Genomic DNA, 25,277 nt, shown 5'->3' on the forward strand with positions numbered 1-25,277 from the left:
TGCGGGGTTGCCGGCCTAAGGGGTGTGCGTGGCAGCGCGACCCAGCGCCAGGCCCTTCAGTACGTTCAGTGCCTGCGACAGCGCGTAATCCTGAGTGGCCAGCTTGCCGTCGTCATCGGCGGCGCCCTTCTCGTCGGCCGAGGCTTTTTCGTTGACCAGGTGGTTGGGCAGGTCGGCCTCGGAGCCGATCAGCTGGGGTGCCGTCTCGCTCTTGGTCACCGACAGATCCGCCAGCGCGATGTCGGGTTTGATTCCCTCGGCCTGGATCGACGTGCCGTTGGGCGTGTAATACCGCGCCGTGGTGATCTTCACCGCGTGGTCCGCGTCCAGTGGCAGTACGGTCTGCACCACGCCCTTGCCGAACGTGCGCCGGCCCATGATCAGCGCGCGATGGTTGTCCTTGAGCGCACCGGAGACGATCTCCGCCGCGGACGCCGTGCCGTTGTCGGCCAGGATGATCATCGGTGCGCCCTTCAACAGGTCGCCGGGGTGCGCGTCGAAGCGCAGGTTGGCGTCCTGCAGGCGGCCCTTGGTCGTGACGATGGTACCCGCGTCGAGGAAGGTGTCGGCTACGCCCACGGCCGTGGTCAGCAGGCCGCCGGGGTTGGAGCGCAGGTCCAGTACCGCGCCCTTGGGCGCGCCGTTCTTCGCGATCCATGCCGCCAGCTTCGTGTCCAGGTCGGTCGAGGTATCTTCCTGGAACTGGCTGATGCGGATGTAGACATACCCCGGATCGAGCTGGCGAAGCTTGACGCTGGTGACCGCGATGCGTTCGCGCACCAGGGGCACGTCGATCGGCTTGTCCGATTTCTCGTGCAGGATCGTCAGCGTGACCTTGCTGCCGGGATCGCCGCGCAATTTCTTGAACGCGTCGTCGATGTTCTGGCTGTCGACGACCGTGCCGTCCACCTTGAGGATGGTGTCGCCGGCCTTGATGCCACCGCGCGAGGCGGGCGTGTCGTCGATCGGCGAGACGATCTTCAGAGTGCCGTCCACCTGCAGTACCTCGATGCCCAGGCCACCGTACTGGCCCGTGGTGTCTTCATCGAGTTCGGCCAGGCCTTCCTTGTCGAGGTATTCGCTGTGCGGGTCGAGGTTCTGCAGCATGCCGCCAATGGCGGCCTTCATGATCGTCTTGTTGTCCAGTTTCTCGACATAGGCCTGCTGGACGATGTGGTACACCCGCGTGAAATTGCGAATGTCGTCTAGGTCCACCGTGTCGTCGGCCTGGCTGGCCACCTTGGCGGCCGACGTGGACGACGCCGCGGGCGCATCGGGCTGCCGGATGGGCGTCGGCTTCGCCTGCTGTGCATCGGCGGCAGGAACCGTCACCGCACCGGCAAGAGCCAGTGCGAGGGCGAGACGAAGGGGGTGCTGGCGCATGCGTGTCTCCGGGATCAATGCTTCTTGCTCAACCAGCCGCGCGCATCGATGGGCTTGCCACCCTGGCGCAGCTCGAAGTACGCGCCGTTGTCACCGGCGGGCGCGGCGGCCGTGCCGACGGCTTCGCCGGCCTCCACCATGTCGCCCACGCCGTGCAGCAGCGTCTCGTTGTTGCCGTACATGCTCATGAAACCGTTGCCGTGGTTGACGATGATCATCATGCCGTAGCCGCGCAGGAAGTTCGCGAACACCACGCGACCACGCGCCACGGCCTTTACCTCGCTGCCGCGCGGCGCGACGATGATCACACCGCTGCCGAAGGCGTGCACCGGCCCGTTGGTCGGCCAGGGCAGGCTGCCGCGCAGGTTGCCCACCGGTGCGGCGGCGGGCGCGCCCTTGGGCGCCGGTGCGGGCTCGGCCGCCTTGGCCGCCTCGTCGATCACTTTCTGCAGTCGCGCGACCAGCGCGTTCATGTCCTGCTCGTTCTGTTTGAGGGCGGCGATGCGCTGGGCCTGGTCCTTGTATTTCGAATCCGCCTCGGCCACCAGTTTCGCCTGGCTGGTCCGCTGCTTCTCCAGTTCGGCGGCGCGTGCCTCGCGCTCCGCCCGGGTGGCCTCGAGTTTCTGCTGTTCGGCCGTGATGGCAGCTTCGACCTCCTGCAGGCGGGAAAGATCCGCCAGCAGCCCGTGGATCTTCTCGACCCGGTTGTCCTGGAAGTAACGTGAATACGCCAGGGCGCGGGATATCCGGTTGACGTCCTCGTCGCCCAGCAGCAATTGCAGGTCGGAACCACGGCCCAGCGTGTAGGTGGCGCGCAGCAGGTCGCCCAGGGCATCCTTCTGCTTCGAGAGACCGGCTTCCATGCTGGCGCGCTGCGCGTTCAGCTGTTCGAGGTCGTGCTGGCGCTGCTGCAGGTCGCCGTCGGTGGCGCGCACGGCCTTCGCCGCAGCCGAGACCTGCTCGGCCTGTTTCGCCAGCGCGGCATTGGCGCTGTCGCGGGCGTTGGCCGTCTCGCGCTGTTCCTTCGTCAGGTTGTCGATGTCCTTGCGGACACCTTCCAGCTTCTGCCGGGTTTCCTCCTGCTGCGTCCGTGCCTTCGCATCCTGGGCCGCCAGGGCGGGTGGCGTGGGCGAGAGGGAGGCAGCGGCGAGGGCGAGGATGAAGGCGAGGCGGGGACGTGGGCGCATCCGGCGATTATTACCCATCCCGGGGGCGGGCCGCCTGTCCGTGCCCGGGAATGCCCCGAGGGGCTCCGTACCCCGCCGCGCCACCGGTGCCGGTCGAACGGCCGCCCGGCCGGCACGGACCGGCGGCAGGGGCTGGTATGGCCTTGCAGGCGCTGACGGGCGCCATTCGCGCGCAGTGGTCTGCGGGGGCCGTCCGTAAGATTTTCGTTGCATTCGTGTTTGGACGTCCGAACGCTTTGACGCGCCGCGGCAAATGTGACTAAAGTGGGTCGCTCGTCCTCTGCGCATGCGTGAAGAGTCGGCCGTTCCAGGCCGTGGGGCCACGCATGCGCCACCCCAGCAAAACCAAGCCACCAGGAGGCGGATGGTGAAGCAAGGCATTCCGCGCCTCTATGACGAGGCGTTCGAACACGACAGCTGCGGCTTCGGTCTCGTCGCGCAGATCGACGGTCACGCCAGCGCCGCGCTGGTCGACACGGCGTTCGACGCACTCGCCCGTCTTTCCCACCGCGGTGGCGTCAATGCCGACGGCATCAGCGGCGACGGCTGCGGCGTGCTCATCCGGCGCCCGGTGGAGTGGCTGCGCGCGCTCGCTGGAGAAGCGGGCATCACGCTGGCTACGCACTTCGCCGCGGGCGTGGTGTTCCTCGATCCGCAGGGCGACGATGCCGCGGCCCGGGTGCTCGAGGACGAGCTGGCGGCGGTGAAACTTTCCGTCGCCGGCTGGCGTGATGTCGCCGTCGATACCGCGGCCTGCGGCCCGCTGGCTGCGTCGTCCATGCCGCGCGTGCGGCAGGTATTCGTCGACGCCCCGGGCGACATGCCCGTCGCGGCGTTCGAGGCCGCGCTGTTCCGGGCGCGTCGTCGCACGGAACTGCGCCTTGCCGACGACAGGCAGTTCTACGTGGTCTCGCTGTCCGGTGAGGTCATCGGTTACAAGGCCATGGCCGCGCCCGGCCGCCTGCGCCAGGTGTATCCCGACCTCGCCCATCCGGCCCTGGTGGCGGACGCGGTGGTCTTCCACCAGCGCTTCTCGACCAACACCTCGCCGCAGTGGCGACTGGCCCAGCCTTTCCGCCTGCTGGCGCACAACGGCGAGATCAACACCATCCGCGCCAATCGTCGCTGGATGCAGGCACGCACGGCCGTCATGCGCTCCGAGCACGTTGACCTGTCGGACATCGGTCCGCTGGTGCGCCAGAGCGGCTCGGACTCGGAAAGCCTCGACAACGCCCTCGAAGTGCTGCTGATGGGTGGCATGGACCTGCTCACCGCCATGCGTGTGCTGGTGCCGCCGGCCTACGCCGCGCGCGAGGACATCGACGAAGACCTGGCCGCGTTCTACGAATACTACGCGCTGCACAGCGAACCCTGGGACGGCCCGGCCGGCCTGGTCATCTGCGACGGACGCTATGCCGCCTGCACGCTGGACCGCAACGGCCTGCGTCCGGCGCGCTGGGCGCTCTCGGACGACAACCACCTGATCGTGGCCTCCGAAGCCGGCCTGTGGGATGTCCCGTCGGCGCGCATCGTCGCCAAGGGTCGCCTTGCGCCGGGCGAGATGATCGCCGTCGATTTCCGCGAGCATCGCCTGCTGCGCGATGCCGACATCGATGCGATCAACCGTGGGCGTGCCCCGTTCCGCGACTGGCTGCGCGAAGGCGTCACCTATCTCGAATCCGACCTGATCGATCCCAGCCTGGCCGCCGAGCCCTTGCCGGCGGACGAACTGCGCCGCTACCAGAAGCTCTTCGGCCTGTCGCGGGAGGAGTGCGAGTCGGTACTGAAGGTGCTGGCCGAAACCGAAGCCGAGGCCACCGGTTCGATGGGCGACGACACGCCCATGGCCGTGCTGTCGCGGCAGATCCGCCCGCTGTTCGACCGCTTCCGCCAGGGCTTTGCCCAGGTGACCAACCCCCCGATCGATCCGCTGCGCGAGCGGCTGGTGATGTCGCTGGTCACCCAGATCGGCCAGGAGCGCAACATCTTCGACCTCGGGCCGGAGAACGCCCGTCAGATCCTGCTCAACTCGCCGATCCTCTCCCAGCGCAAGCTGCGCCAGATCCTGGCCAATCCGGAGTACGCGGACACGCCGCGCTTCGACCTCATGTACGGCGCGGACGAAACCCTCGAACAGGCGCTGGCCCAACTCTGCGACGAGGCGGAAGCCGCCGTGCGCAAGGGCGTGCGCATCGTGTTCCTGAGCGACCGCTACCCGCGTCGCGACCTCCTGCCCATCCATGCGCTGCTGGCCACCGGCGCCGTGCACGCGCGGCTGGTCGACAAGGGCCTGCGCTGCCAGTGCAACATCATGGTCGAGACGGCCACGCCACGCGATCCCCACCACTTCGCCTGCCTGATCGGTTTCGGTGCCACGGCCATCTATCCGTGGCTGGCCTACCAGAGCCTGTTCGACATGGGCCGCAGCGGACACATCCGCAACGGCGAGGGCGCACCGCGCGAGATCGGCCGCAACTACCGCCGCGGTATCCGCAAGGGCCTGTTGAAGATCCTCTCGAAGATGGGCATCTCCACCGTGGCGGGCTATCGCGGTGCGCAGCTGTTCGAAATCGTCGGCCTGTCGCCGGAAGTGGTGGCAGCCTGTTTCCCGGGTACGCCATCGCGTATCGGTGGCTCCACCTTCGACGACCTGGAACGCGAGCAACGCCTGCTGGCCGCGGAAGCCTGGGACGAAGCGCATGCACTGCGTGCCGGCGGCCTGTTCAAGTACGTGCACGGCGGCGAGTTCCACATGTACAACCCCGATGTCATCGCCACGCTGCAGGTGGCGGTGCGCACGGGCAACTACGCCGACTACGAAGCCTACGCGCACCATGTGGACACGCGACCGCCTTCGGCACTGCGCGACCTGCTGGTGCCGCGCGTCGGTACGCCGATCCCGCTGGACCAGGTCGAGCCCGTGGAGGACATCCTCCGCCGCTTCGACTCCGCGGGCATGTCGCTGGGCGCCCTGTCGCCGGAAGCACACGAGGCACTCGCCATCGCGATGAACCGGCTCGGTGCGCGCAGCAACTCGGGCGAAGGCGGTGAGGACCCCTCGCGCTACGGCACCGAGCGCGCGTCGAAGATCAAGCAGGTGGCCTCGGGTCGTTTCGGCGTCACCCCGAGCTACCTGGTCAACGCCGAGGTGTTGCAGATCAAGATCGCCCAGGGTGCCAAGCCGGGCGAGGGTGGCCAGCTGCCCGGTCACAAGGTCGATGCCACCATTGCGCGGCTGCGTTACGCCAAGCCGGGCATCGGCCTGATCTCGCCGCCACCGCACCACGACATCTATTCCATCGAAGACCTGGCCCAGCTGATCCACGACCTCAAGGAAGTGAATCCGAAGGCACTGATCTCGGTCAAGCTCGTCTCGCACGCGGGCGTCGGCACGGTGGCCGCGGGCGTGGTGAAAGCCGGCGCCGACCTGATCACCGTGTCCGGCCACGACGGAGGCACCGGCGCCAGCCCGCTCACCTCGATCAAGTACGCGGGCACGCCGTGGGAACTGGGCCTGGCGGAAACCCAGCAGACGTTGCGCCTGAACGACCTGCGCGGTCGCGTGCGCCTGCAGACGGACGGTGGCCTGAAGACCGGCCTCGACGTCATCAAGGCTGCGCTGCTGGGTGCTGAAAGCTTCGGCTTCGGCACCGGCCCGATGGTGGCGCTGGGTTGCAAGTACCTGCGCATCTGCCATCTCAATAATTGCGCCACGGGCGTGGCCACGCAGCATCCCGTGCTGCGGCAGAAACACTTCATCGGCCTCCCCGAGATGGTGATGAACTACTTCCGCTTCATCGCGGAGGATGTCCGTCGCCACCTCGCGCAACTGGGCGTGCGTTCGCTGGCCGAGCTGATCGGCCAGAGCGGGCGCCTCAAACAGCGCGAGGGCGTTACCATCGTGCAGGAGCGCCTGGACCTGGCCCCGCTCATCAGCGAGGACGGCCTGGGTACGAAGGTGGACTTCGCCTGCACTTTCGCGCGCAACCCCATGCGCGATCCGGCCACCCTCGCCAGCCGCATCGCCGCGGAAACCCGCGAAGCGGTCACGGATGGCCTGGGCGGCAGCTTCACCTATCCCATCGTCAACACCGACCGCGCCATCGGCGCGCGTCTTTCCGGTGACGTGGCCCGTCGCTGGGGCGACATGGGCATGAGCGGCAAGCCGGTCAACCTGCACCTGTTCGGCTCCGCCGGGCAGAGCCTCGGCGCATGGAATGCCGCCGGCGTGCATATCGACCTCACCGGCGAGGCCAACGACGGCGTGGGCAAGGGCATGGCGGGCGGCCGTCTGGTCATTCGTCCGCCGGCGGATTCGCCCTTCGCCAGCCAGGATGCCTCGATCATCGGCAACACCTGCCTCTACGGCGCGACCGGCGGCGAACTCTACGCCGCGGGCCAGGCCGGCGAACGCTTCGCCGTGCGCAATTCCGGGGCGCTGGCCGTCGTCGAGGGCGCCGGCGATCACTGCTGTGAATACATGACCGGCGGCGTGGTGGCGGTGCTGGGTCGCACCGGGCTGAACTTCGGCGCGGGCATGACCGGCGGCTTCGCCTACGTACTCGACATCGAGCGCAACTTCGTCGATTGCTACAACCACGAACTCGTCGACATCGTGCGTATCTCGCACGAGGGCATGGAACACTACATGCAGCACCTGCGCCAGCTCATCGCCCGGCATGCCGAACTCACCGACTCCGCCTGGGGCCGCCAGGTGCTGGGCGATTTCCGTGGCCTGCTGCAGCGGTTCTGGCTGGTCAAACCCAAGGCCGCCAGCCTCGATGCGCTGGCGGAAGAACTGCGGAGTGCCGCATGAGCAGCAAGGATTTCCGTTTCCTCGAGATCCCGCGACAGACGCCACGCACGGTGCCGGTCGCCGTGCGTGTGCTGGGATACGGCGAAATCTCCGGCGACTTCGCCCCTCCGGAGGCCGCCGCGCAGTCCGAACGCTGCATCGACTGCGGCAACCCGTACTGCGAGCACGCCTGCCCGGTGCACAACTACATCCCGAACTGGCTGAAGCTGGTCCAGGACGGACGGCTGTTCGAAGCGGCCACGCTGATGCACGAGACCAATCCGCTGCCGGAAATCTGTGGTCGCGTGTGCCCGCAGGATCGCCTGTGCGAGGGCGCATGCACGCTGGAGCAGGGCGATTTCGGCGCCGTCACCATCGGCAGCGTCGAGCGCTGGGCCACGGACGAAGCCATCCGCCAGGGCTGGCGCCCCGACCTGTCACGGGTGAAGGACACCGGTGCGCGAGTGGCCATCGTCGGTGCCGGTCCGGCCGGGCTGTCCTGCGCGGATCGCCTGCGTCGCGCGGGCATCGCTGCCGATGTGTTCGACCGGCAGCACGAGATCGGCGGCCTGCTGACGTTCGGCATCCCGCCGTTCAAGCTCGACAAGGCGATCGTGCGCACGCGGCGCATGGTGCTCGAGGGCATGGGCGTTACCTTCCACCTCGGCGTGGAGATCGGGCGCGACATCGCGTTCGACGACCTGCTCGCCGATTACGACGCCGTGTTCGTCGGCACCGGTGCGTACACCTACGTGGACGGCCAACTGGAAGGTCGTGACCTGGCGGGCGTGCATGATGCCTTGCCCTTCCTCATCGGCAACACCGAGCGGCTGCTGCGCGACGAGGAGCCGTCCGCCGAGTACGACCTCGCCGGCAAGCACGTCGTGGTGCTGGGCGGTGGCGATACCGGCATGGACTGCAACCGCACGGCCATCCGCCTGGGTGCCGCCTCGGTCACCTGCGTGTACCGTCGCGACGAGCCGAGCATGCCCGGCTCGCGCCGCGAAGTCGGCTATTCCCGCGAGGAGGGCGTGCGCTTCCTGTTCCAGCGCCAGCCGATGGCCCTGCTGGGTGAGGACGGCCGCATCACCGCCGTTCGCGTCGTCGAGACCCAACTGGTGGCGGGCCTCGACGGTCGCCCGCGTCCGCAGAACATCGAAGGCAGCGAAACCGACCTGCCGGCCGACGTCGTCATCCAGGCCTTCGGATTCCAGCCGAGTCCGCCCGACTGGTGCGACGCCTTCGGCATCGAACGCGATCACAGCGGACGCATCGCGGTCGGTGGCGAAGGTCGCCTGCCGCTGCAGACCAGCCATCCGCAGGTGTTTGCCGGTGGCGACAACGTGCGCGGCGCCGATCTGGTCGTCCGTGCCGTCTACGATGGCCGCGAAGCCGCCGCCTCCATCGTCCGCATGCTCGCCACCGCAAAACACACGGCCCCCCTCCGCCAGGCCGTGTAGGAGCGCACGATGTGCGCGAAAAGCCGCGTGTAGGAGCGCACGATGTGCGCGAAAAGCCGACGAAGCGGCGATGACGCACCCCCCATCGCGCACATCGTGCGCTCCTACATGGTCATCGTGACCTACGGGGCGCACAATGGGCGCATGCCGCTGCACGCCCCGACGCTGCCATGTGCCTGATCGCTTTTGCCTGGCGCGCCCACCCGCAGTGGCGTTTGGTGCTGGTCGCCAACCGCGACGAGTTCCATGCGCGGCCGACGGCGCCGCTGGCCGCGTGGGACGAGGCGCCGCAGATCCTCGCGGGTCGTGACCTCGAGGCCGGCGGTACCTGGGCCGGCGTCGCCCCGGATGGACGCGTCGGCGTGATCACCAACGTGCGCGACATGCATGCCGACCACAGTGGCCTGTCACGGGGCCTGCTGGTGGCCGACTATCTCGGCGCCACGTTGCCCGCACGCACCCACGCCATCGAACTGATGGCCAGCGCGCGGGACTATCGACCGTTCAACCTGCTGACCTTCGATCATGACGACGCGTACTACCTGGGCAACCACCCTGTGGCCCGTGCGCAGCCGGTGGCCGCCGGCGTGCATGGCCTGAGCAATGCCGACTTCAACGCGCCGTGGCCGAAGACGCGCGCGCTGGTCCAGCGGCTTGGCGACTGGCTGGCGCAAGACGGCAGCGGCGACCCTGACAGGCTGTTCGCGCTGCTGGCCGATCGCGGCGTCTGGCCCGACGACGTGCTGCCGGACACGGGTATCGGCATCGAGCGCGAGCGTTTCCTCTCCAGCGCGTTCATCGTCGGGGAACACTACGGCACGCGCGCCAGCACCGTGATCCTCGTCGACAACGAGGGTCGCACGATGATCGGCGAGCGTCGCTTCGGGCCCCACGGCGTGTTTGAGGGCGAGACCCGCATCGACGCCGACGTGCCGCGCTGATCCGCCCTTTCCCCGGCGGAAAGGCTCTTTTGCCCGGCCGGCAATTGATCCCCGCCGGCTGCGCCCCGACGATAAGGTGATCCTTTCCTGTCCGGAGCCACCCCATGCACATCGATCTCAGCCAGCGCCATGCCATCGTCACCGGCTCCACCGCTGGCATCGGCCTGGCCATCGCCACCGGCCTGGCCGTCGCGGGGGCTGCCGTGGTCGTGACCGGGCGCACCCAGGCACGTGTGGACGACGCCATCGCTGCCGTGAAGAAAGCCGCGCCGAACGCCACCGTCACCGGTGTGGCCGCCGACCTTGGCACGGCCGAAGGGGCGGCGACGCTGACCCGCGCCGTGCCGGACACCGACATCCTGGTGAACAACCTGGGCATTTTCGAGCCGAAGGATTTCTTCGCCATCGACGACGCGGAATGGACGCGCTTCTTCGAAGTGAACGTGAACTCGGGCGTTCGCCTGTCGCGTCATTACGCCAAGGGCATGGCCGAACGTGGCTGGGGCCGCGTGCAGTTCATCTCGAGCGAATCGGGTGTGCAGGTGCCGGCCGAGATGGTCCACTACGGCGTGACGAAGACGGCCCAGCTCGGTGTGTCGCGCGGCCTGGCCGAGGTGCTGGCCGGTACCGGCGTTACCGTCAATGCGATCCTTCCCGGGCCGACCCTGTCGGAAGGTGTCAGCGAGTTCTTCGGCAAGATCGCGAAGGAACAGGGCATCGCGATGGAAGCGGTGGAGAAGGACTTCATCCAGACCCATCGTCCCACGTCGCTGATCAAGCGCCTGCTCAGCGTGGAAGAGGTCGCCAACGCCTCGGTGTACCTCGCCTCGGAACAGGCCTCCGGCACCACCGGCGCCGCGATCCGTGTCGATGGCGGCGTCACCCGCTCGATCGTCTGACCAGCGCTCACAGCTGGCACAGCACACGCGCGAAGGCGCCGTCGTCGCGTTGGTAGTCGGTGCGCGCCCCATGGAACCGCTCGGTGGTCAAGACCACCGAGCCGACCCGGTCCATGCGGAACGACTTCCATCCCCGGGACGCGCCCGACGCGCTGTCGCCGCTCACCTGATAGGCGCTGAGCAGGCGATGGCCGGCGTGGTCGTCCCCATAGACATGCGGTTGCACCAGCCGGTGCGTGCCGCCGTATTCGATGGCCAGCAGGCGTCGCTCGCGGATGGCCTGGCAGACCGCCGTGCCGTTATCGCCGGCCACCGATATCCCTCATCTGGTTCGATTTAAGTTGATTCACTTAAATTAAGTGAGAATGGAAAAACTGATTTAAAAGAAAAAAATTACTAAATACATGCACTTGAAGTCGCTCTTGAAAAATTAAGTAGCGAAGCTTAAGTTAAGTAAACTAGACTTTTGACACGTAAAACCATGGAACTGCATTTCAAGCGTCCGGATGTCGCCACCGAGTCCGCCACGTTGGTCCTGAAAGCCGGTCTCTTCACGTCGAGCACCCTGTTCCTCGGCGCGCCTCGCCGAACGGGCAAATCTACATTCCTTATCGAAGAGTTGACCCCGGCTCTCGAGAAGCTGGATGCCTTGGTGCTTTACGTCGATCTCTGGAAGAATCCCAGCACAGATCCCGGTGAACTGATTGCGAACACCATCGCTAGCGCCCTTGCCAAGGCACAGGGTGCCGTAGCACGCGCTGCTCAAGCCGTGGGGCTCAGCAAAGTCAGTATCCATGGTGTGGAGTTCAATCTCGGGGATATCGGCAGCAAGCCCGGCGCCAGTCTGGCCGATGCCCTCAAATCCCTCATCGAGAAAGTCGAAAGACCCGTCGTCCTGATCGTGGATGAGGCGCAGCACGCCATCACATCCAAGGAAGGCATGAATGCCATGTTCGCGCTCAAATCGGCGCGGGATACCATCAACAGCCCCGGTGTTACCCGGCTTGGTCTGGTGATGTCGGGCTCCGACCGCGACAAGCTGTTGCGCTTGGTGCATGGCAACAGCACGCCCTTCTTGGGATCGACGATCAACGAGTTGCCGCTGCTCGGCGATCCTTACATGGACTTCCTTGCAGGGCACCTTCGGGTTGCCAAACCAGCGCTCGCCATCGACAACCAACGCCTGTACGAAACGTTCGTTCGCTTCGACCATCGTCCTGAGGAAATCCAGAACGCCATAACCCGGGTGGCCGGACCGTTCAGCCGGCTGACGGACGACAATTTCCACGACTTGCTCGACATCCAGGCCCATCACTACGAGCAAGACCGGGCTGCGGATTATGCGAATGCTTACGAAAGCTTATCTGCGCTGGAGCGGGCCATACTTACACGCGTTCTTTCCCACGGAAAAGAAGGGAAGCTGTTCACCGGCGATGCCCTGAAGGAGTACACCGAGGCGCACGGCAAGCTGGTGCAGGCAGGTACGGCACAGGCGGCCACCGAAAAGCTCAGGAATCGAGAGCCACCGCTTATCTGGAAGTCGGCGAGGGGCGACTACGCACCGGAGGACAGCGGAATGCGCACATGGTACGAGCGGTTGGAACGGGAAGGGAGATGGCCACCCGTGGATCAGGACGCCGCGTCGACATAAAACCAGCGCCCGTCTTCGCGCACGAAGCGGCTCGTCTCCTGCATGCGCTCCGCGCTGCCGCCGCCCATGCGCAGGCGCGCCACGAACGCGACGACAGCCGTGTCCGCCGACGGATTGTCATGGCGTTTCACCGACAGCCCCAGCCAGGTGGGTCGGGGCGACTGCGTGGCCAGTCCGAGATGGGATGGCCGTGTGGATGCGTGCCACGTATCCAGCAGATACGCCTCCAGGCCGAGGACATAGGCGCTGTAGCGAGAGCGCATCAGCGCTTCGGCGGTCGGGGCGGCCTCGCCGGCGTGCCAGCGGCCGCAGCATGCGGCATAGGAGGGACCGCTGCCGCAGGGGCAAGGGCCGGACGCGCCGGCAGTGCCCGAAGAGTCCGAGGCAGCCATGGCGTCAGTCGACCTTGCCCGAGACGATCAGCGGGCCAAGGTCGTAGCCCATCGACACCGCGCGCGCCTTGAGTTCCTCGAAGGTCTTCCGGTCCAGCGAGGGCTCGCGGGACAGTATCCAGAGGTACTTGCGGCCCGGCTGGCCGATCATCGCCCAGCGGTAGTCGTCGTCCAGCGCGATCACCCAATAATCCGCCCAGACCAGCGGCACCCACGACAGCCACGCGGGCGCGAAACGCACCTGCAGCTTGCCCAGCGCGAACGGCTCGGGCCGTCGTGCCACGCCATCGCTGGCGATGGTCTTGCCCTCGGCGGTCACGCAGGCGTTGTGTACGGTGACCGTGCCGTCGGGCCGGGGCGTGTAATGCGCGGTGACATCCTTCTCGCATTTGCGCTGGAACCACATGGGCAGGCGCGCGATCTCGTGCCAGGTGCCGGCGTACCGATCCAGGTCGAGGTGCGACACGGCCGTGACCGGCGTGCTGGCGAGGGCGCCGGTGGTGGCCATGGAGAGGAGGAGGGCCGTGAGAGCGATGCGCATGGTGTAGATCCGGGGGAACGATCCCCTACGATGCGCACCGGGGCTTGAACCCCGTTTGAACTTGCGGACGACACGCCAACCCTGGCCGTTCATCGCGTCAGCAGGACCACCCGCACGCAGAGGGCCACCGCGTCGGCAGCGAGCCGCACCGTGCGTGGCCCGATGGCGCTGTCCCCCGGGACACACGCCACGCCGTCCACCTCGGCATGGCCCCGTGCCAGGTGCAGCAGGGCCACGTCCTGATGTTCGAGCATGGCGGGGCCCCGTTCGACATCGACATGGCCCCGTGCATGACTGCGCCGGACCATCAGGTTGAAATCGCGGGTGGCACCACCGGCCAGGGCGACCTCGACACGCGACTCGCCAGCGAAAGCGAACGGTACACAGGGTGTGGTCAGCGCGTGCACGCGGTTTTCGTCGAGGGTCATGGTGAAGCCGTTGCCGTCCAGCAGCACGATCGTCCGGTCGATGCCGGGAAACACCGAGAACGGCGAGGCCGTGTCGACCTCCGCGATGCTGGCCCGCCAGAGGAAATCGTCCATCGTCGCGCCGGCGGGTTCGACCTGGATCTCACGCGTGATGCCCAGGCCGTTCTTCCACGGCACGGCACGCAAGCGTGCGAAACCGATCACGCTCACGCGACGCGCTCGATATCGCGCGCGAACGGGGGCAGGGCCCGCAGCATGCCGGTGCCGTAGCGCTTGGTGACCACGCGGCGATCCAGCAGCACGATGCGACCGGTGTCGGTTTCCGTGCGGATCAGCCGGCCGCAATACTGCGTGAGGATGCGTGTGGCATCCGGCACGCTCACCTCGATGAACGGGTTGCGTCCGCGCGACTCCAGCCACTCCGCATAGGTGGCGCCGACCGGATCGGTAGGCACCGCGAACGGCAGCTGTGTCACCACCACCGTTTCGCACAGCTTGCCGGGCAGGTCCAGGCCTTCGCCGAACGAGGCCAGGCCGAACAGCGTGCTGCCCTTGCCGGCCTCGATGTCCTCGCGGTGCTCGGTGATCAATTGCTGCTTGGACAGCGAGCCCTGCGCGCGCACCTTGCGGACGAACTCGATGGGCAGCGTCTGCAGCACGCGGTCGAGCTTGGCCCGCGAGGTGAACAGCACGAGGTTGCCCGCGTCCCAGTCGAGGTTTTGCGCCAGCCAGGAGGAGATCTCGCGGGCGTGCCCTTCGCGATCGTCGGGCAGGGTCTTCATGCTGGGCACGCTCAGGGTGGCCTGGCGTTCGAGGTCGAACGGCGAGGGCAGGCTGAGCGTCACGGCGTCGTTGGGCAGGCCCACCGCATCGGCAAACCCGCGGAAATTACCGCCGGCGCTGAGCGTCGCGGACGTCATCACCACGGCGGATGCGTTGTCCCACAGCACGTTGCGCAGCAGGCCGCCGGCCGACACCGCGGAGGCGTGGCAGACCAGCTGCTGCTCCGGCGTCATGCTGACCCAGCGGGCCAGCGGCGGTCCGGTGTCGCTGTCGTCGGTGGACCAGGCGTACCACGTCTTCACCTGGCGCTCGAGTCGCTCCAGGGCCACGCCCAGCTCGCGCGACAGCGCTTCCTGGGTCGGGCCGCCCGCTTCCATTTCCACCACCGTGCGGCGCACCGTGCGCAACCAGCGCTGGATGTCGCGGGTGATGAGGTGCAGGTGTTCGGCGTGCATCTTCCAGTTTTCCGGAAGCTGCCCCAGCGATGCGCGGAACACGGGCTCGGTTTCGTTCGACGACGGTGTCCACGTCATGCGGATCTCGCGCTCGATCTCCTCCAGGGCGTTGGACATGGCGAGCATTTTCTCGTCGCCGGCCTCCAGCGTGAGGTTGCCGATGCTTTCCTTGTCGGTGAGCGAATAGGCCCCGTGGATCTGGTTCTGCAGGCGGCCGATACGGCGCACGGCAGTGGCCAGGTGGACATCCGCCGCGCCGCGGTCGATGGCCTTGGCAGGCACGTGGTGCGCCTCGTCGAAGATATAGAGGGTGTCTTCCGGCTTGGGCAGGATCACGCCGCCGAAGGTGTCTTCGTCGCGTGGCATGGTGAGGTCGGCCAGCACCAGGTCCTGGTTGGCCACGACGATGTCGGCCTCGCCGATGGCGCGGCGGGCGACGAAGAACGGGCACACGGCGAAGGCGCCGCACTTGCGCCCCGTGCATCCGCCCGCGCTGGTGGTGATCATGCCGCGCACCAGGTCGGACAGCGGCTCGGGGCTGGTGTCGATATCGCCGCTCCACTCGCGCGATTCGAACGCTGCGGCCAGTTTCTCGACCGCCTTGGTGTCGCGCTCCGCCGGAGGGCGCGACCACAGGGCCAGGTCGGCATCGAAATCGAAGCCGGTCTGCGCGGCGGGCTCCGCGCCGGCCATGCGCAGGTTGCGCGGGCACAGGTAACGCCCGCGGCCCTTGGCCAGGGCAATCTTCGCTTCGACGCCGCACAGGCTGAGGTATTGCGGGATGTCCCGCTGCACCAGCTGTTCCTGCAACGCCACGGTGGCCGTGGCAATGACCAGTTTCTTCTTCTGGGCGCGCGCCACTTCCAGGCCGGCGATGAGATAGGCCATGGATTTGCCGGTGCCCGTCGGGGCTTCGATCACCGCGGCGCCGGCGGGCTCGGCCAATGCCTTGGCCACCTCGGCGATCATCTTCAGCTGGGCCGAGCGCCCCCGGAAACCCGCAAGACCGTCCTTCAGCCGCGTGTAGGCGGCGCGGATCGCGGCTTTGGTGTCGTCGGTGAGCATCGATGGGTACGGAGAGGGATGAGGCAACCGGACAAGGTTACCTCATCGACGTCTCACCCCATGACGCTCACGCGTGACGGACGATACCGGCAGGCGGTGTGGGCAGGCCGGCCACCAGGCCGGCGACGACGAAGGTGTGTTCTTCCCAGGTGCCGTCGGCTTGCTGCACGTGGATTTCCACGGGCAGGCCCAGGCTGTCGGACATGGCGGGGGCGAGGTCTTCCGCGGCGGCGATGGCGAGGGCCTGGCTGGCGTAGCGCGCCAGCGGCGCGGAAGCGCGGCGAACCACCCAGGGACCCAGCGGGGCCGTGCAATACGGAATGAAGAGCTGTGCGGAGCTGGAAGCCATGGGACCCTCACTGACGGTTGGGTGGACCAGACGATGGGCCGGTGTGACGGCCTTGTAGCCAACCTACGCCGGGAGGGCTAAAAATGCCGTTAACCGCGGCGGAAGCAGTGCGCCGCGTGGCTGTCGATCAGGCCGGTGGCTTCCATCCAGGCGAACACGATGGTGGGGCCGACGAAGCTGAAGCCGCGCTGCTTCAGCGCCCGTGAGACCTGCGCGGAAAGCGGGCTGTTCGGCGGGACGGCGCCTTCCCAGACGAGGGGCGTGCCGCCCACGAAATCCCAGCAGAAACGGGAAAAATCCTCCCCGGCCTGCTGCATGGCCAGATAGGCTCGGGCATTGCCGATCGCCGCGGCGATCTTCGCCCGCGAACGGATGATCCCGGGATCGGCGAGCAGGCGTTCCATGTCGGCCTGGCCGTATGCAGCCACCACCTCCGGCACGAAGCCCTCGAAGGCCCGGCGGAAGCCGTCGCGGCGGGCCAGGATGGTGCGCCAGGACAACCCGGCCTGGAAACCGTCCAGGACCAGTTTTTCCCAGAGGCGGCGCCCGTCATGCTCGGGCACGCCCCATTCGCGATCGTGGTAATCGCGTAGCAACTCGTCGGCATCGCCCCAGGCGCAGCGGCGAAGGCCCTCGCTCATCCGGCGACGCCCAGGTAATCCATCTTGCCGATGGGCACGCCCTGGTGGCGGAGAATGTCGTACGCCGTGGTCACGTGGAAGAAGAAGTTGGGCAGGGCGAAGGTCAGCACGTAGCTCTGGCCGGTGAAGGTGTACTCGGTGTCGCGAAACGTGCGGGCGATGGTGCGCGATGCCCCCGCCTCGATGGCGTCGCGGTCGACCGACTCGATCCAGGCGACGGTGGCGTCCAGACGTTTGCGCAGGTCGGCGAAGCTGGCCTCGTTGTCCTCGAAGGAGGGCGGCTGGGCCTCGCTCAGCCGGGCCACCGCGAACTTGGCGGTGTCGCTGGCGCGCTGGATCTGCCCGGTCAGGGTGAGCATATCCGGCGCAAGTCGGCCTTCCAGCAACGCGGACGCATCGGTGGCGTGCGCCTCCGCCTTGGTCAGCAGGTCGGAAAGCACGCGAAAGCCACGCGCGAAGACGGGCACCGTGGCGTCGTACAGGGAGATGGACATGGGCATTCCGGGGCGAAGTTATTGCGTCGATCTGGGGCCGCCGGACGTTTCCACAAGGTCTCGCGGCCCACGGCGCCAGGGGCTACCATCGGCCGTCTTACCCCTCCACATCGCGGGTTCCCATGGATGCTTCCACCACCGCGCCCGACGCCATCGTCGCGATCCGCGGACTGACCAAAGAATACAAGAGCGGCCATCGCGCGCTCAACGGCGTCGACCTCGATATCCGGCGTGGCGAGATCTTCGCGTTGCTGGGCCCGAACGGTGCCGGCAAGACCACGCTGATCAGCATCGTCTGCGGCATCGTCAACGGCACCGGCGGCAGCGTGCTCGTCGACGGCCACGATATCCGCAAGGATTTCCGCGCCGCGCGCAGCCTGATCGGGCTGGTCCCGCAGGAGCTGTCCACGGATTCCTTCGAGACGGTATGGGCCACGGTCAAGTTCAGCCGTGGCCTGTTCGGCAAGGCGCCCAATCCCGTGCACCTGGAGCGCATCCTGCGCGACCTGTCGCTGTGGGACAAGCGCGACGCGAAGATCATGGCGCTGTCCGGCGGCATGAAGCGGCGCGTGCTCATCGCCAAGGCGCTGGCACACGAGCCGCGGGTACTGTTCCTGGACGAGCCCACGGCGGGCGTGGATGTGGAGTTGCGCCACGACATGTGGCAGATGGTCCGCCGCCTGCGCGAGTCCGGCGTCACCATCATCCTCACCACGCACTACATCGAGGAAGCCCAGGAGATGGCCGACCGCATCGGCGTCATCAACCGCGGCGAGATCGTCATCGTCGAGGAGAAGCAGACGCTGATGCGCAAGATGGGCAAGAAGCAGCTGACGCTCTCGTTGCAGACCCCGCTCGACGCCGTGCCGGATGGCCTGCGTGAGTGGCCGCTGGAACTCGGGGCCGACGGCACCTCGCTGATCTACACCTTCGACACGCAGGGCGAGGACACCGGTATCGCCGTGCTGCTGCGCAAGCTGAGCGACCTGGGTATCGACTTCAAGGACCTGCACTCGAGCGAGAGTTCCCTCGAAGACATCTTCGTAAGCCTGGTAAGGGGTGGCGCATGAACTTCCACGCGATCCGCGCCATCTACCGCTTCGAGATGGCCCGTACCTTCCGCACGCTGATGCAGAGCATCGCCTCGCCGGTGCTGTCCACCTCGTTGTACTTCGTGGTGTTCGGTGCCGCCATCGGCTCGCGCATGGGCGCCATCGGCGGCGTGAGCTACGGGGCGTTCATCATCCCCGGCCTGATCATGCTGTCGCTGCTCAACGAGAGCATCTCCAACGCGTCGTTCGGCATCTACATGCCCAAATGGGCCGGCACCATCTACGAGCTGCTGTCGGCACCGGTGTCGTACGTGGAGGTGGTGATCGGTTACGTCGGCGCGGCGGCGACCAAGTCGGTGATCCTGGGCCTGCTGATCCTGCTGACGGCACGGCTGTTCGTGCCCTACGAGATCCAGCACCCGGTGTGGATGGTGGCCTTCCTGTTGCTGACCGCGGTGACCTTCAGCCTGTTCGGTTTCATCATCGGGCTGTGGGCCGACGATTTCCAGAAGCTGCAGGTGGTGCCGCTGATGGTGATCACGCCGCTCACCTTCCTCGGCGGCAGCTTCTACTCGATCTCGATGCTGCCACCCGCGTGGCAGACGATCACGATGTTCAATCCGGTGGTCTACCTGGTCAACGGCTTCCGCTGGAGCTTCTACGGCCAGGCCGACGTGAACGTGCTGGTGAGCGTGGGCGCGACGGTGGGCTTCCTGCTGGTCTGCCTCACGGCGGTGTGGTGGATATTCCGGACCGGGTGGAAACTCAAGTCGTAAGCGCCGCTGTCGCGGCGCGTCGACAGGGTTCCTCGCTACGATAAGGCGATGAACCCCGCCGACGCCCGTACCGACACCGCCACGCATGCCAGCCGCCTGCATCGTGCGCAGGCGATGCTGGACCGGATGTTCCGCGCCATGCCGCTGGGTGGCCGCGTGCGCACCGGCATCTTCATGGCGCTGAAGACCGTGGTCGCCGCCAGCGTCGCCTATCTCATCGGGCATGCGCTGCATACCGGCCAGGCGTACTGGGCGGCGATCAGCGCCGTGGCGGTCGTCCAGCCACACTTCGGCGACACGCGCGGGGCCGGGCGCGATCGCATCGTGGGCACGGCATTCGGTGGCGTGGCTGGCCTCTTCGGGCTGTGGATCGGTGGCGCCGGCAACCTGGTGTCCTTCTGCGTGGCGCTTCCCGTGGTCACCGTCGCCTGCTGGATATTCAACGCGGGTGCCGCGGCACGAGTGGGTGGCATCACCGCGGCGATCCTCCTGCTCGTGCCCAACACGGGCCCCTTGTGGGAAACCGCCCTTTATCGCCTGGGCGAAGTGTTGCTCGGTACTGCCTGCGCGCTGGCCATCGGCTGGCTGGTCTCGCGCATCGAGGAACGCGTCGAAGGCACGATCCGGAAGGAGGACGAGGATGCACCGACAGCGGCACCATGAACACCACCGGCTGGACCGGATCGGCTGGCTGCGTGCGGCCGTGCTCGGCGCCAACGACGGCATCCTCTCCACGGCCAGCCTGCTGGTCGGCGTGGCGTCGGCCGCCGCGGGCGTCGGCAATGTCCTGCTGGCGGGTATGGCCGGCCTGGTGGCCGGCGCCATGTCCATGGCGGCGGGGGAATACGTGTCGGTGCGCTCGCAGGCCGACAGCGAGCATGCGGAGCGCACGCTGGAATCGCGCGAACTGGCGGAAGACCCGGTCGGTGAGCACCGCGAGCTGACCGAGATCTATGTGTTGCGCGGGCTCGATCGCACGCTGGCGCGCACCGTGGCGGACCAGCTGATGGCGCACGACGCGCTGGGTGCCCACCTGCGCGACGAACTGGGTCTGTCGGAAGCGACCGCGGCGCGGCCCCTGCAGGCGGCGGCCGCCTCCGCGGCAAGCTTCGCCGTGGGCGCCGTGCTGCCTATCGCCGCCGCGGCGCTTGCGCCACGGTCGGCCATGACCGCCGCGGTCGTGGTCGTGTCCCTGTTTGCCCTGGCCGTGCTCGGCGCCACGTCGGCGCGACTGGCGGGTTCCGGCGTGTTCCGTGGCACCCTGCGTATCGTCTTCTGGGGCGCGGCGGCCATGGCGCTGACCGCGGCGGTGGGCAGCCTGTTCGGCGTCAGCCGATGACGCAGCGGTTGCGGCCGCCGTTCTTGGCGGTGTAGAGCGCGAGGTCGGCGCGGTCGAACACGGTCTGCGGCGTGTCGCCGGCCTGGAACTGGGCCAGGCCGATGGACGCGGTGACACGCACCGGCTGCCGGCTGGCATGGAAAGCCAGGTGCTGGATCTTGCCGCGCAGGCGCTCGCACACCTGCAGGGCTTCGTTCTCGTCGGCGCCGTCGAACAGCACGATGAATTCCTCGCCACCGTAGCGGGCGACGAAATCGCACGGGCGCACGTGCTTCACCAGGGCCTGGCCGATGATGCGCAGCACGGCGTCACCCGCGGTGTGGCCGTAGGTATCGTTGATGCTCTTGAAGTGATCGATGTCGATGGCGGCGACGCAGAGCGGCCGGCCCGCCATCTGCCAGGCGTTGAACGCCACCTCGATGCGTTTTTCATACGCCAGCCGGTTGGGCATGCCGATCATGGTGTCGGTCTGCGCCAGCTCGTGCTCGCGTTCGAGCGAGCGCTGCAGCGCGTTGCGTTCGGTTTCCAGTTGCTCGATGCGCTGGCGCATCTTTTCCGCGCGCTCGCGGTACGCGGTAAGCCGGCCGCCTTCGCGGTCGCGGAACTCGCGGAAGCACTCGGCGATCGTCTCCAGGCTGTCGCCTACCCGCTCGCGCAGCTCGTGGATGTCTTCCAGTTCCAGTGCGGCCTCGCCGAGCAGGCGCATCTCATGCGCCACGGAGGCGTCCAGCGCCTGGCCGTTGGCCTCGCCGGTGTTCTGGTCGGCCAGCTCGCGCGACATGTACTGGCTCATCTCGTCCAGGCGGCCGGTGACATGGCGAAGCACCGCTTGCAGGGCCTCTATCTCGCGCTGCAGGCCGATGCGCTGCTCGTTGACCAGGTCGGCCAGGCGGTCGCCGCAGACGGCCAGGGCCACCAGGTCGCCGGCATCGGCCACATCGTGGCGCAGGTCGCTGGCGCGATCGGCCAGCTTGGGCAGCACCACGATGCGGTCGACCAGGCGACTCAGCGCCGACTGCACGGACGAACCGTGCTCGCTGCGCGGTGCGCGGACGAGGGCGACCGAGCGTTCCTCCAGGGTGGCCTGGGGATGGTCGCCCAGCCTGTCCAGCGCCTCGCTCAGGCCGTGGACCAGCGGCTCGAGCAGCATCGCGTCGACCGGGCCGTGCAGGGCGGTGGCGACGCGTTCGATATGCGGGTCGACCTGATCGTTGGCGCCATGCGCGGCACGGCCCAGGCAACCCACCAGCTGGCGCAGCAGAGACTCGGCGGTCCGCCACTGGCTCTCTTCACGGGTCAGTCGGTCGACGGCCTCGTGGTATTTGCTTTCCCATAGCTGGTTGTCCAACGCACGCCCCAACCATCGTGTTATGCCGAATTCGTTCCATCATACGACGGGGGCTACGAATTAGCTCACGTTTCAGCGGTGGCGCGGCGGCGGGCCTGCTCGGGCTTGCCGCGGTGCATCGGGCGGTGCAGCCGGGGCGCGACGATCGGGGTGGTCAGCATGGTGCTGGCCACGGCCATCAGCAGCAAGGCGGTGAAGGTTTCGCTGGTGATGATGTGCCGGTCGAGCAGCACGTTGACGAAGATGATCATGATCAGTGCCTTGGTCTGCAGCAGCCAGCCGATCGTCCATGCATCGCCCCGGGCCCAGCCCAGCAGCTTGCCTGCGATGCCCACGCCGGCCAGCTTGCCGGCGATCGAGGCCACGAGCAGCACCCCGGCCGCGACGAACACGGCGGTGCCGCCCATCTGCCAGTTCGTGCGCAGCCCGGTGGAAAGGAAGTAGATCGGCATGATGACCAGCAGCACGTTATGGCGCAGGCCATCGAGTTTTTCGAGGGTGAACCACTCGCGCTCCATGACCGCGCCGGCGAGGAAGGCACCCACCATGAAATGCAGGCCGCAGGCGTCCGCGCCGTAGCCGCACGCGGCCAGCCAGACCAGGCCGATGATGTAGCGATCGGCCTCCGGCACACGGGCCATCAGGCGACGGATGGCCAGGGCGGCGATCGCGAAGAGGCCCAGGAACGCGGCCTGGTGCCCGACCCGCTGCCAGTCCAGCAGGATGATGGCCAGCACCGCCCAGATGGCCAGGTCATCGAGGCTGGCATAGCGCAGCACCCGTTGTCCCAGCGGTTCGCGCAGGATGCCCATCTTCTCCATCAGCAGGATGAGGATGGGCAGCGCCGTCACGGCGCAGGCCATGCCGATGCCCAGGACGAACTGCCACGGGGTGGCCGCCTCGCCCATCCAGCCGTCGCGCCAGGCCAGCATGCCCAGCGCCGCCAGGCAGCCGGTGGCCAGGGGGATGCCGAGCGCGAACGCCGCCGTGGTGCCGCATTCGCGGCGCTGCTTCCAGACCTCGCGCAGGTCGAGCTCGATGCCGGCGATCCACACGAACACCATGACCGCCCACCAGGCGATGCCGTTGAGCGCGGCGATCACCGGCGGCGCGAACACCGTGGCGTAGTAGGCCGGAAACATCCGTCCCAGCAGCCCCGGGCCCAGCAGGATGCCGGTCAGGATCTGCACCACCACCAGCGGCGCCCAGTAATCCGTGCGGAAGATGCGCCAGATCAGGTAGGGCACGCCCAGAATGATCGTCATGGCGATCAGGAACAATTCCGTGGTGGTCATCCGCTCTCCCCGAAGTGGGCCAGAGGGTAACCCACGGCGGGCGCGCCGTGTCGACCTGTTTCAGCGCGGCGGTTGCGAGAGTTCGCGCGCGTCGAGGTAACCGTCGCCGTTGCGGTCGAGCCTGTGGAACTGCCGGATCAGGTCGCGCTGGAAGGCGTCCAGCCGGACGGGACGCGCACCCGGACGCATGGGCCCGTCGTTGGCGTCGAGTACGCCATCGCCGTTGATGTCCATGCGCAGGAAGCCCTGGCTCATGTAGCGAACGTATTCCGCCTCGTCGATGCGGCCATCGCCGTTGGCGTCCATGCGGCGCAGGTAGTCCGCGGGTGTCCGCGGCAGGTCCTGGGCCGAGGCCGCCAGGGCCAGGAACAGGCCGGCGGCGAAAACGTATGGACGTCGATTCATGCCCGGCAGTCTGCGCGATCCGGCCGGGTTTGTCGCCCCGGGGCGGGGGGAGTAACGTCGTGGATCCCCGTATCGCCGCCAAGGACTTCCCCATGATCCATGAGAGCATCCTCGATACCATCGGCCGCACGCCCATCGTCCGCCTGCACCGCGTTGCGCCCTCCCATGTGTCGCTTTACGCGAAGGTCGAGTCGTTCAACCCCGGCGGATCGGTCAAGGACCGCCTCGCCATCGCGGTGATCCGCGACGCCGAACAGAAGGGCCTGCTCAAGCCCGGCGACACCGTGGTCGAGGCCACGTCGGGCAACACCGGCGTCGCCCTGGCCATGGTCTGCGCGGCCAGGGGTTACCGTTTCGTCGCCACCATGGCCGACAGCTTCTCGGTCGAGCGACGCAAGCTGATGCGCGCCTACGGCGCCCGCGTCATCCTGACCCCCGCTGCCGAGCGCGGCAGCGGCATGGTCAGGCGCGCCGAGGAACTGGCCGCGAAGCACGGCTGGTTCCTGCCGCGGCAGTTCCGCAACCCGGCCAACCCTGCCTATCACCGCAGCACCACGGCGGCGGAAATCCTCCAGGACTTCGCCGGCCGCCGTCTCGATGCGTTCGTCACCGGGTGGGGCACCGGCGGCACGCTGACCGGCGTGGGCGAAATGCTCAAGCTGGCACGCCCGGAGGTCCGTATCGTCACCACGGAGCCCGCCGCGGCGCCGCTGCTGGCCGACAAGCCCTGGTCGCCGCACAAGATCCAGGGCTGGACCCCGGACTTCATCCCCGAGGTGCTGAACCGTTCGGTCTTCGACGCCAATATCCCGGTGGACGACATCCAGGCACGCGACACGGCCCGTCGCCTGGCGCAGGAAGAAGGTCTCTTCGTCGGAATCTCGGCCGGTGCCACCGTGGCAGCGGCACTCACCCACGCCGGATCCGCCGAGGACGGCAGCGTCATCCTGGCCATGTTGCCGGATACGGGAGAGCGCTACCTGTCGACGTTCCTGTTCGAAGGCGTGGAGGAAGGGTCCGACGACGCCTGGCTGGAAAGCCTGGCCTGATGTCACGGCCGGCGGTTCGCCGCCTCCACGGCGGCACCGCGAAATCATCACGTCGCTGGCGTCATGGTGTGCGCCTCGATAGAAGGAGACACCCCATGACGTTCCTGCGCAGCAAGAGTTTCGGTGAGGAGATGTTCGGCAAGGCCGAGCGTGCGATCGGCTCGGTCACCGGCAGCCGCAAGCACCAGGCGCTGGGCACCGCCCGCCAGTACGCCGGCCGCGCCGGTTCGCTCACCTCCGAGGCGCTGGCCGAAGCCGGTCGCCACGTGCGTCGTCGCCCGCTGGGCATCGTGATCGGCGCCGGCCTCGGCCTGGGTGCCATCGCGGCCGCCTGGCTGATCGCCCGTCACCACGCGCGGGTGCGGCCGGAGGAAGACGAACACGATCCGATGCGGCAGGTACCTGTAGACGCCGGCAACGCCGCGCTGGATGAGTCGGACGAAGACCGTCCGAAAGCTGGGAAGGTGCGGTACTACTGACCCGCTAGCTGCTGCGGCTGCGGGGAGGAGGCGCCGGGCGGTCACCCTCTGCGCTCGGGCAGCGGCCGCT

Annotated in this window: 24 protein-coding genes; 11 read left to right on the top strand and 13 right to left on the bottom strand. The window is 67.6% G+C overall.

The window, feature by feature from the left end; translation table 11 throughout:
• Window positions 1-15: 15 nt before the first annotated feature.
• A complete protein-coding gene (locus QRN34_RS05920; RefSeq protein WP_285402875.1) occupies window positions 16-1,383 on the bottom strand; it encodes a S41 family peptidase in 1,368 nt (455 codons plus the stop codon).
• A gap of 14 nt (window positions 1,384-1,397) precedes the next feature.
• The gene (locus tag QRN34_RS05925) at window positions 1,398-2,570 is read right to left on the bottom strand and encodes a peptidoglycan DD-metalloendopeptidase family protein (RefSeq protein ID WP_285402877.1); all 1,173 of its coding nucleotides are present in this window, start codon (window positions 2,568-2,570) and stop codon (window positions 1,398-1,400) included.
• Window positions 2,571-2,934: 364 nt separating this feature from the next.
• Between QRN34_RS05925 and gltB the strand changes: the two genes are divergently transcribed.
• The 4 genes from gltB (at window position 2,935) to QRN34_RS05945 (ending at window position 10,665) form a co-directional block, all read left to right on the top strand.
• The gene (gltB, locus tag QRN34_RS05930; RefSeq protein WP_285402879.1) at window positions 2,935-7,386 is read left to right on the top strand and encodes a glutamate synthase large subunit; all 4,452 of its coding nucleotides are present in this window, start codon (window positions 2,935-2,937) and stop codon (window positions 7,384-7,386) included.
• On the top strand, window positions 7,383-8,825 hold the full coding sequence (locus QRN34_RS05935) for a glutamate synthase subunit beta (RefSeq protein WP_285402881.1): 1,443 nt from the start codon (window positions 7,383-7,385) through the stop codon (window positions 8,823-8,825). Before gltB ends, QRN34_RS05935 begins: the two co-directional genes overlap by 4 nt.
• 170 nt (window positions 8,826-8,995) lie before the next feature.
• Window positions 8,996-9,766, top strand: a complete 771-nt coding sequence (locus QRN34_RS05940; RefSeq protein WP_285402884.1) for an NRDE family protein — start codon at window positions 8,996-8,998, stop codon at window positions 9,764-9,766.
• A 104-nt stretch (window positions 9,767-9,870) separates the two neighbouring features.
• The gene (locus QRN34_RS05945; RefSeq protein ID WP_036139388.1) at window positions 9,871-10,665 is read left to right on the top strand and encodes an SDR family oxidoreductase; all 795 of its coding nucleotides are present in this window, start codon (window positions 9,871-9,873) and stop codon (window positions 10,663-10,665) included.
• A 7-nt stretch (window positions 10,666-10,672) separates the two neighbouring features.
• On the opposite strand, the gene QRN34_RS05950 is transcribed toward QRN34_RS05945, so the two are convergent.
• Window positions 10,673-10,978, bottom strand: a complete 306-nt coding sequence (locus QRN34_RS05950) for a hypothetical protein (RefSeq protein ID WP_285402887.1) — start codon at window positions 10,976-10,978, stop codon at window positions 10,673-10,675.
• A gap of 168 nt (window positions 10,979-11,146) precedes the next feature.
• Between QRN34_RS05950 and QRN34_RS05955 the strand changes: the two genes are divergently transcribed.
• Window positions 11,147-12,316 carry an ATP-binding protein gene (locus QRN34_RS05955; RefSeq protein WP_285402889.1) on the top strand — a complete coding sequence of 390 codons (1,170 nt, stop codon included), beginning with the start codon at window positions 11,147-11,149 and terminating at the stop codon, window positions 12,314-12,316.
• Here QRN34_RS05955 and QRN34_RS05960 read toward each other — a convergent pair.
• From QRN34_RS05960 to QRN34_RS05990, 7 genes are all read right to left on the bottom strand, one after another.
• Window positions 12,295-12,708, bottom strand: coding sequence for a YchJ family metal-binding protein (locus tag QRN34_RS05960; RefSeq protein ID WP_285402891.1), 414 nt, complete (start codon window positions 12,706-12,708; stop codon window positions 12,295-12,297). The genes QRN34_RS05955 and QRN34_RS05960 overlap by 22 nt on opposite strands.
• 4 nt (window positions 12,709-12,712) lie before the next feature.
• A complete protein-coding gene (locus tag QRN34_RS05965; protein ID WP_285403087.1) occupies window positions 12,713-13,216 on the bottom strand; it encodes a lipocalin family protein in 504 nt (167 codons plus the stop codon).
• A gap of 122 nt (window positions 13,217-13,338) precedes the next feature.
• The gene (locus QRN34_RS05970) at window positions 13,339-13,887 is read right to left on the bottom strand and encodes a HutD family protein (protein WP_285402893.1); all 549 of its coding nucleotides are present in this window, start codon (window positions 13,885-13,887) and stop codon (window positions 13,339-13,341) included.
• Window positions 13,884-15,980, bottom strand: coding sequence for an ATP-dependent DNA helicase DinG (gene dinG, locus QRN34_RS05975; RefSeq protein WP_285402895.1), 2,097 nt, complete (start codon window positions 15,978-15,980; stop codon window positions 13,884-13,886). Before dinG ends, QRN34_RS05970 begins: the two co-directional genes overlap by 4 nt.
• 67 nt (window positions 15,981-16,047) lie before the next feature.
• Window positions 16,048-16,329, bottom strand: coding sequence for a DUF2188 domain-containing protein (locus tag QRN34_RS05980; RefSeq protein ID WP_285402897.1), 282 nt, complete (start codon window positions 16,327-16,329; stop codon window positions 16,048-16,050).
• Between the two features lie 89 nt (window positions 16,330-16,418).
• Window positions 16,419-16,970 (bottom strand): DNA-3-methyladenine glycosylase I, encoded by a 552-nt coding sequence (locus tag QRN34_RS05985; protein WP_285402899.1) that lies wholly within the window; start codon window positions 16,968-16,970, stop codon window positions 16,419-16,421.
• A complete protein-coding gene (locus QRN34_RS05990) occupies window positions 16,967-17,464 on the bottom strand; it encodes a DUF1993 domain-containing protein (RefSeq protein ID WP_285402901.1) in 498 nt (165 codons plus the stop codon). Before QRN34_RS05990 ends, QRN34_RS05985 begins: the two co-directional genes overlap by 4 nt.
• Window positions 17,465-17,586: 122 nt before the next feature.
• Between QRN34_RS05990 and QRN34_RS05995 the strand changes: the two genes are divergently transcribed.
• Genes QRN34_RS05995 through QRN34_RS06010 form a run of 4 tightly spaced genes read left to right on the top strand, consistent with a single transcriptional unit; the run spans window position 17,587 to window position 20,631 of the window.
• Window positions 17,587-18,534, top strand: coding sequence for an ABC transporter ATP-binding protein (locus QRN34_RS05995; RefSeq protein ID WP_285402903.1), 948 nt, complete (start codon window positions 17,587-17,589; stop codon window positions 18,532-18,534).
• On the top strand, window positions 18,531-19,292 hold the full coding sequence (locus tag QRN34_RS06000; protein ID WP_036139409.1) for an ABC transporter permease: 762 nt from the start codon (window positions 18,531-18,533) through the stop codon (window positions 19,290-19,292). The genes QRN34_RS05995 and QRN34_RS06000 overlap by 4 nt, the downstream gene beginning before the upstream one ends.
• Before the next feature lie 48 nt (window positions 19,293-19,340).
• Window positions 19,341-19,955: an FUSC family protein gene (locus QRN34_RS06005; protein WP_285402905.1), complete on the top strand. Its 615-nt coding sequence runs from the start codon at window positions 19,341-19,343 to the stop codon at window positions 19,953-19,955.
• Window positions 19,933-20,631 (top strand): VIT family protein, encoded by a 699-nt coding sequence (locus QRN34_RS06010; protein ID WP_285402907.1) that lies wholly within the window; start codon window positions 19,933-19,935, stop codon window positions 20,629-20,631. Before QRN34_RS06005 ends, QRN34_RS06010 begins: the two co-directional genes overlap by 23 nt.
• Here QRN34_RS06010 and QRN34_RS06015 read toward each other — a convergent pair.
• The 3 genes from QRN34_RS06015 to QRN34_RS06025 all read right to left on the bottom strand — a co-directional run bounded on the left by QRN34_RS06015 (window position 20,621) and on the right by QRN34_RS06025 (window position 23,679).
• The gene (locus QRN34_RS06015; protein WP_285402909.1) at window positions 20,621-21,979 is read right to left on the bottom strand and encodes a diguanylate cyclase; all 1,359 of its coding nucleotides are present in this window, start codon (window positions 21,977-21,979) and stop codon (window positions 20,621-20,623) included. The genes QRN34_RS06010 and QRN34_RS06015 overlap by 11 nt on opposite strands.
• Window positions 21,980-22,044: 65 nt before the next feature.
• Window positions 22,045-23,274 carry a cation:proton antiporter gene (locus QRN34_RS06020; protein ID WP_285402911.1) on the bottom strand — a complete coding sequence of 410 codons (1,230 nt, stop codon included), beginning with the start codon at window positions 23,272-23,274 and terminating at the stop codon, window positions 22,045-22,047.
• 60 nt (window positions 23,275-23,334) lie between these two features.
• Entirely contained in the window at window positions 23,335-23,679 is a 345-nt protein-coding gene (locus QRN34_RS06025) for an EF-hand domain-containing protein (protein ID WP_285402912.1), read from the bottom strand.
• A 92-nt stretch (window positions 23,680-23,771) separates the two neighbouring features.
• Here QRN34_RS06025 and cysK point away from each other — a divergent pair, with 92 nt between their 5' ends.
• Complete coding sequence (gene cysK, locus QRN34_RS06030) at window positions 23,772-24,728, top strand: cysteine synthase A (RefSeq protein ID WP_285403089.1); 957 nt, start codon at window positions 23,772-23,774, stop codon at window positions 24,726-24,728.
• Between the two features lie 95 nt (window positions 24,729-24,823).
• The gene (locus tag QRN34_RS06035) at window positions 24,824-25,207 is read left to right on the top strand and encodes a hypothetical protein (RefSeq protein ID WP_285402914.1); all 384 of its coding nucleotides are present in this window, start codon (window positions 24,824-24,826) and stop codon (window positions 25,205-25,207) included.
• Window positions 25,208-25,277 lie beyond the last annotated feature (70 nt).

This window comes from Luteibacter sp. ME-Dv--P-043b (assembly GCF_030209605.1).
Classification (GTDB): Bacteria; Pseudomonadota; Gammaproteobacteria; order Xanthomonadales; family Rhodanobacteraceae; genus Luteibacter.

Coding starts and splice junctions, on each gene's coding strand:
- QRN34_RS06025 (WP_285402912.1), bottom strand. CDS start 23,679: ATGAATCGACGTCCATACGTTTTCGCCGCCGGCCTGTTCCTGGCCCTG.
- QRN34_RS05980 (WP_285402897.1), bottom strand. CDS start 16,329: ATGGCTTCCAGCTCCGCACAGCTCTTCATTCCGTATTGCACGGCCCCG.
- QRN34_RS05985 (WP_285402899.1), bottom strand. CDS start 16,970: ATGAGCGAGGGCCTTCGCCGCTGCGCCTGGGGCGATGCCGACGAGTTG.
- QRN34_RS05945 (WP_036139388.1), top strand. CDS start 9,871: ATGCACATCGATCTCAGCCAGCGCCATGCCATCGTCACCGGCTCCACC.
- QRN34_RS05960 (WP_285402891.1), bottom strand. CDS start 12,708: ATGGCTGCCTCGGACTCTTCGGGCACTGCCGGCGCGTCCGGCCCTTGC.
- QRN34_RS05920 (WP_285402875.1), bottom strand. CDS start 1,383: ATGCGCCAGCACCCCCTTCGTCTCGCCCTCGCACTGGCTCTTGCCGGT.
- QRN34_RS05965 (WP_285403087.1), bottom strand. CDS start 13,216: ATGGCCACCACCGGCGCCCTCGCCAGCACGCCGGTCACGGCCGTGTCG.
- QRN34_RS05990 (WP_285402901.1), bottom strand. CDS start 17,464: ATGTCCATCTCCCTGTACGACGCCACGGTGCCCGTCTTCGCGCGTGGC.
- QRN34_RS05995 (WP_285402903.1), top strand. CDS start 17,587: ATGGATGCTTCCACCACCGCGCCCGACGCCATCGTCGCGATCCGCGGA.
- QRN34_RS06020 (WP_285402911.1), bottom strand. CDS start 23,274: ATGACCACCACGGAATTGTTCCTGATCGCCATGACGATCATTCTGGGC.
- QRN34_RS06005 (WP_285402905.1), top strand. CDS start 19,341: ATGAACCCCGCCGACGCCCGTACCGACACCGCCACGCATGCCAGCCGC.
- QRN34_RS05935 (WP_285402881.1), top strand. CDS start 7,383: ATGAGCAGCAAGGATTTCCGTTTCCTCGAGATCCCGCGACAGACGCCA.
- dinG (WP_285402895.1), bottom strand. CDS start 15,980: ATGCTCACCGACGACACCAAAGCCGCGATCCGCGCCGCCTACACGCGG.
- QRN34_RS06010 (WP_285402907.1), top strand. CDS start 19,933: ATGCACCGACAGCGGCACCATGAACACCACCGGCTGGACCGGATCGGC.
- QRN34_RS05925 (WP_285402877.1), bottom strand. CDS start 2,570: ATGCGCCCACGTCCCCGCCTCGCCTTCATCCTCGCCCTCGCCGCTGCC.
- gltB (WP_285402879.1), top strand. CDS start 2,935: ATGGTGAAGCAAGGCATTCCGCGCCTCTATGACGAGGCGTTCGAACAC.
- QRN34_RS05940 (WP_285402884.1), top strand. CDS start 8,996: ATGTGCCTGATCGCTTTTGCCTGGCGCGCCCACCCGCAGTGGCGTTTG.
- cysK (WP_285403089.1), top strand. CDS start 23,772: ATGATCCATGAGAGCATCCTCGATACCATCGGCCGCACGCCCATCGTC.
- QRN34_RS06000 (WP_036139409.1), top strand. CDS start 18,531: ATGAACTTCCACGCGATCCGCGCCATCTACCGCTTCGAGATGGCCCGT.
- QRN34_RS06035 (WP_285402914.1), top strand. CDS start 24,824: ATGACGTTCCTGCGCAGCAAGAGTTTCGGTGAGGAGATGTTCGGCAAG.
- QRN34_RS05955 (WP_285402889.1), top strand. CDS start 11,147: ATGGAACTGCATTTCAAGCGTCCGGATGTCGCCACCGAGTCCGCCACG.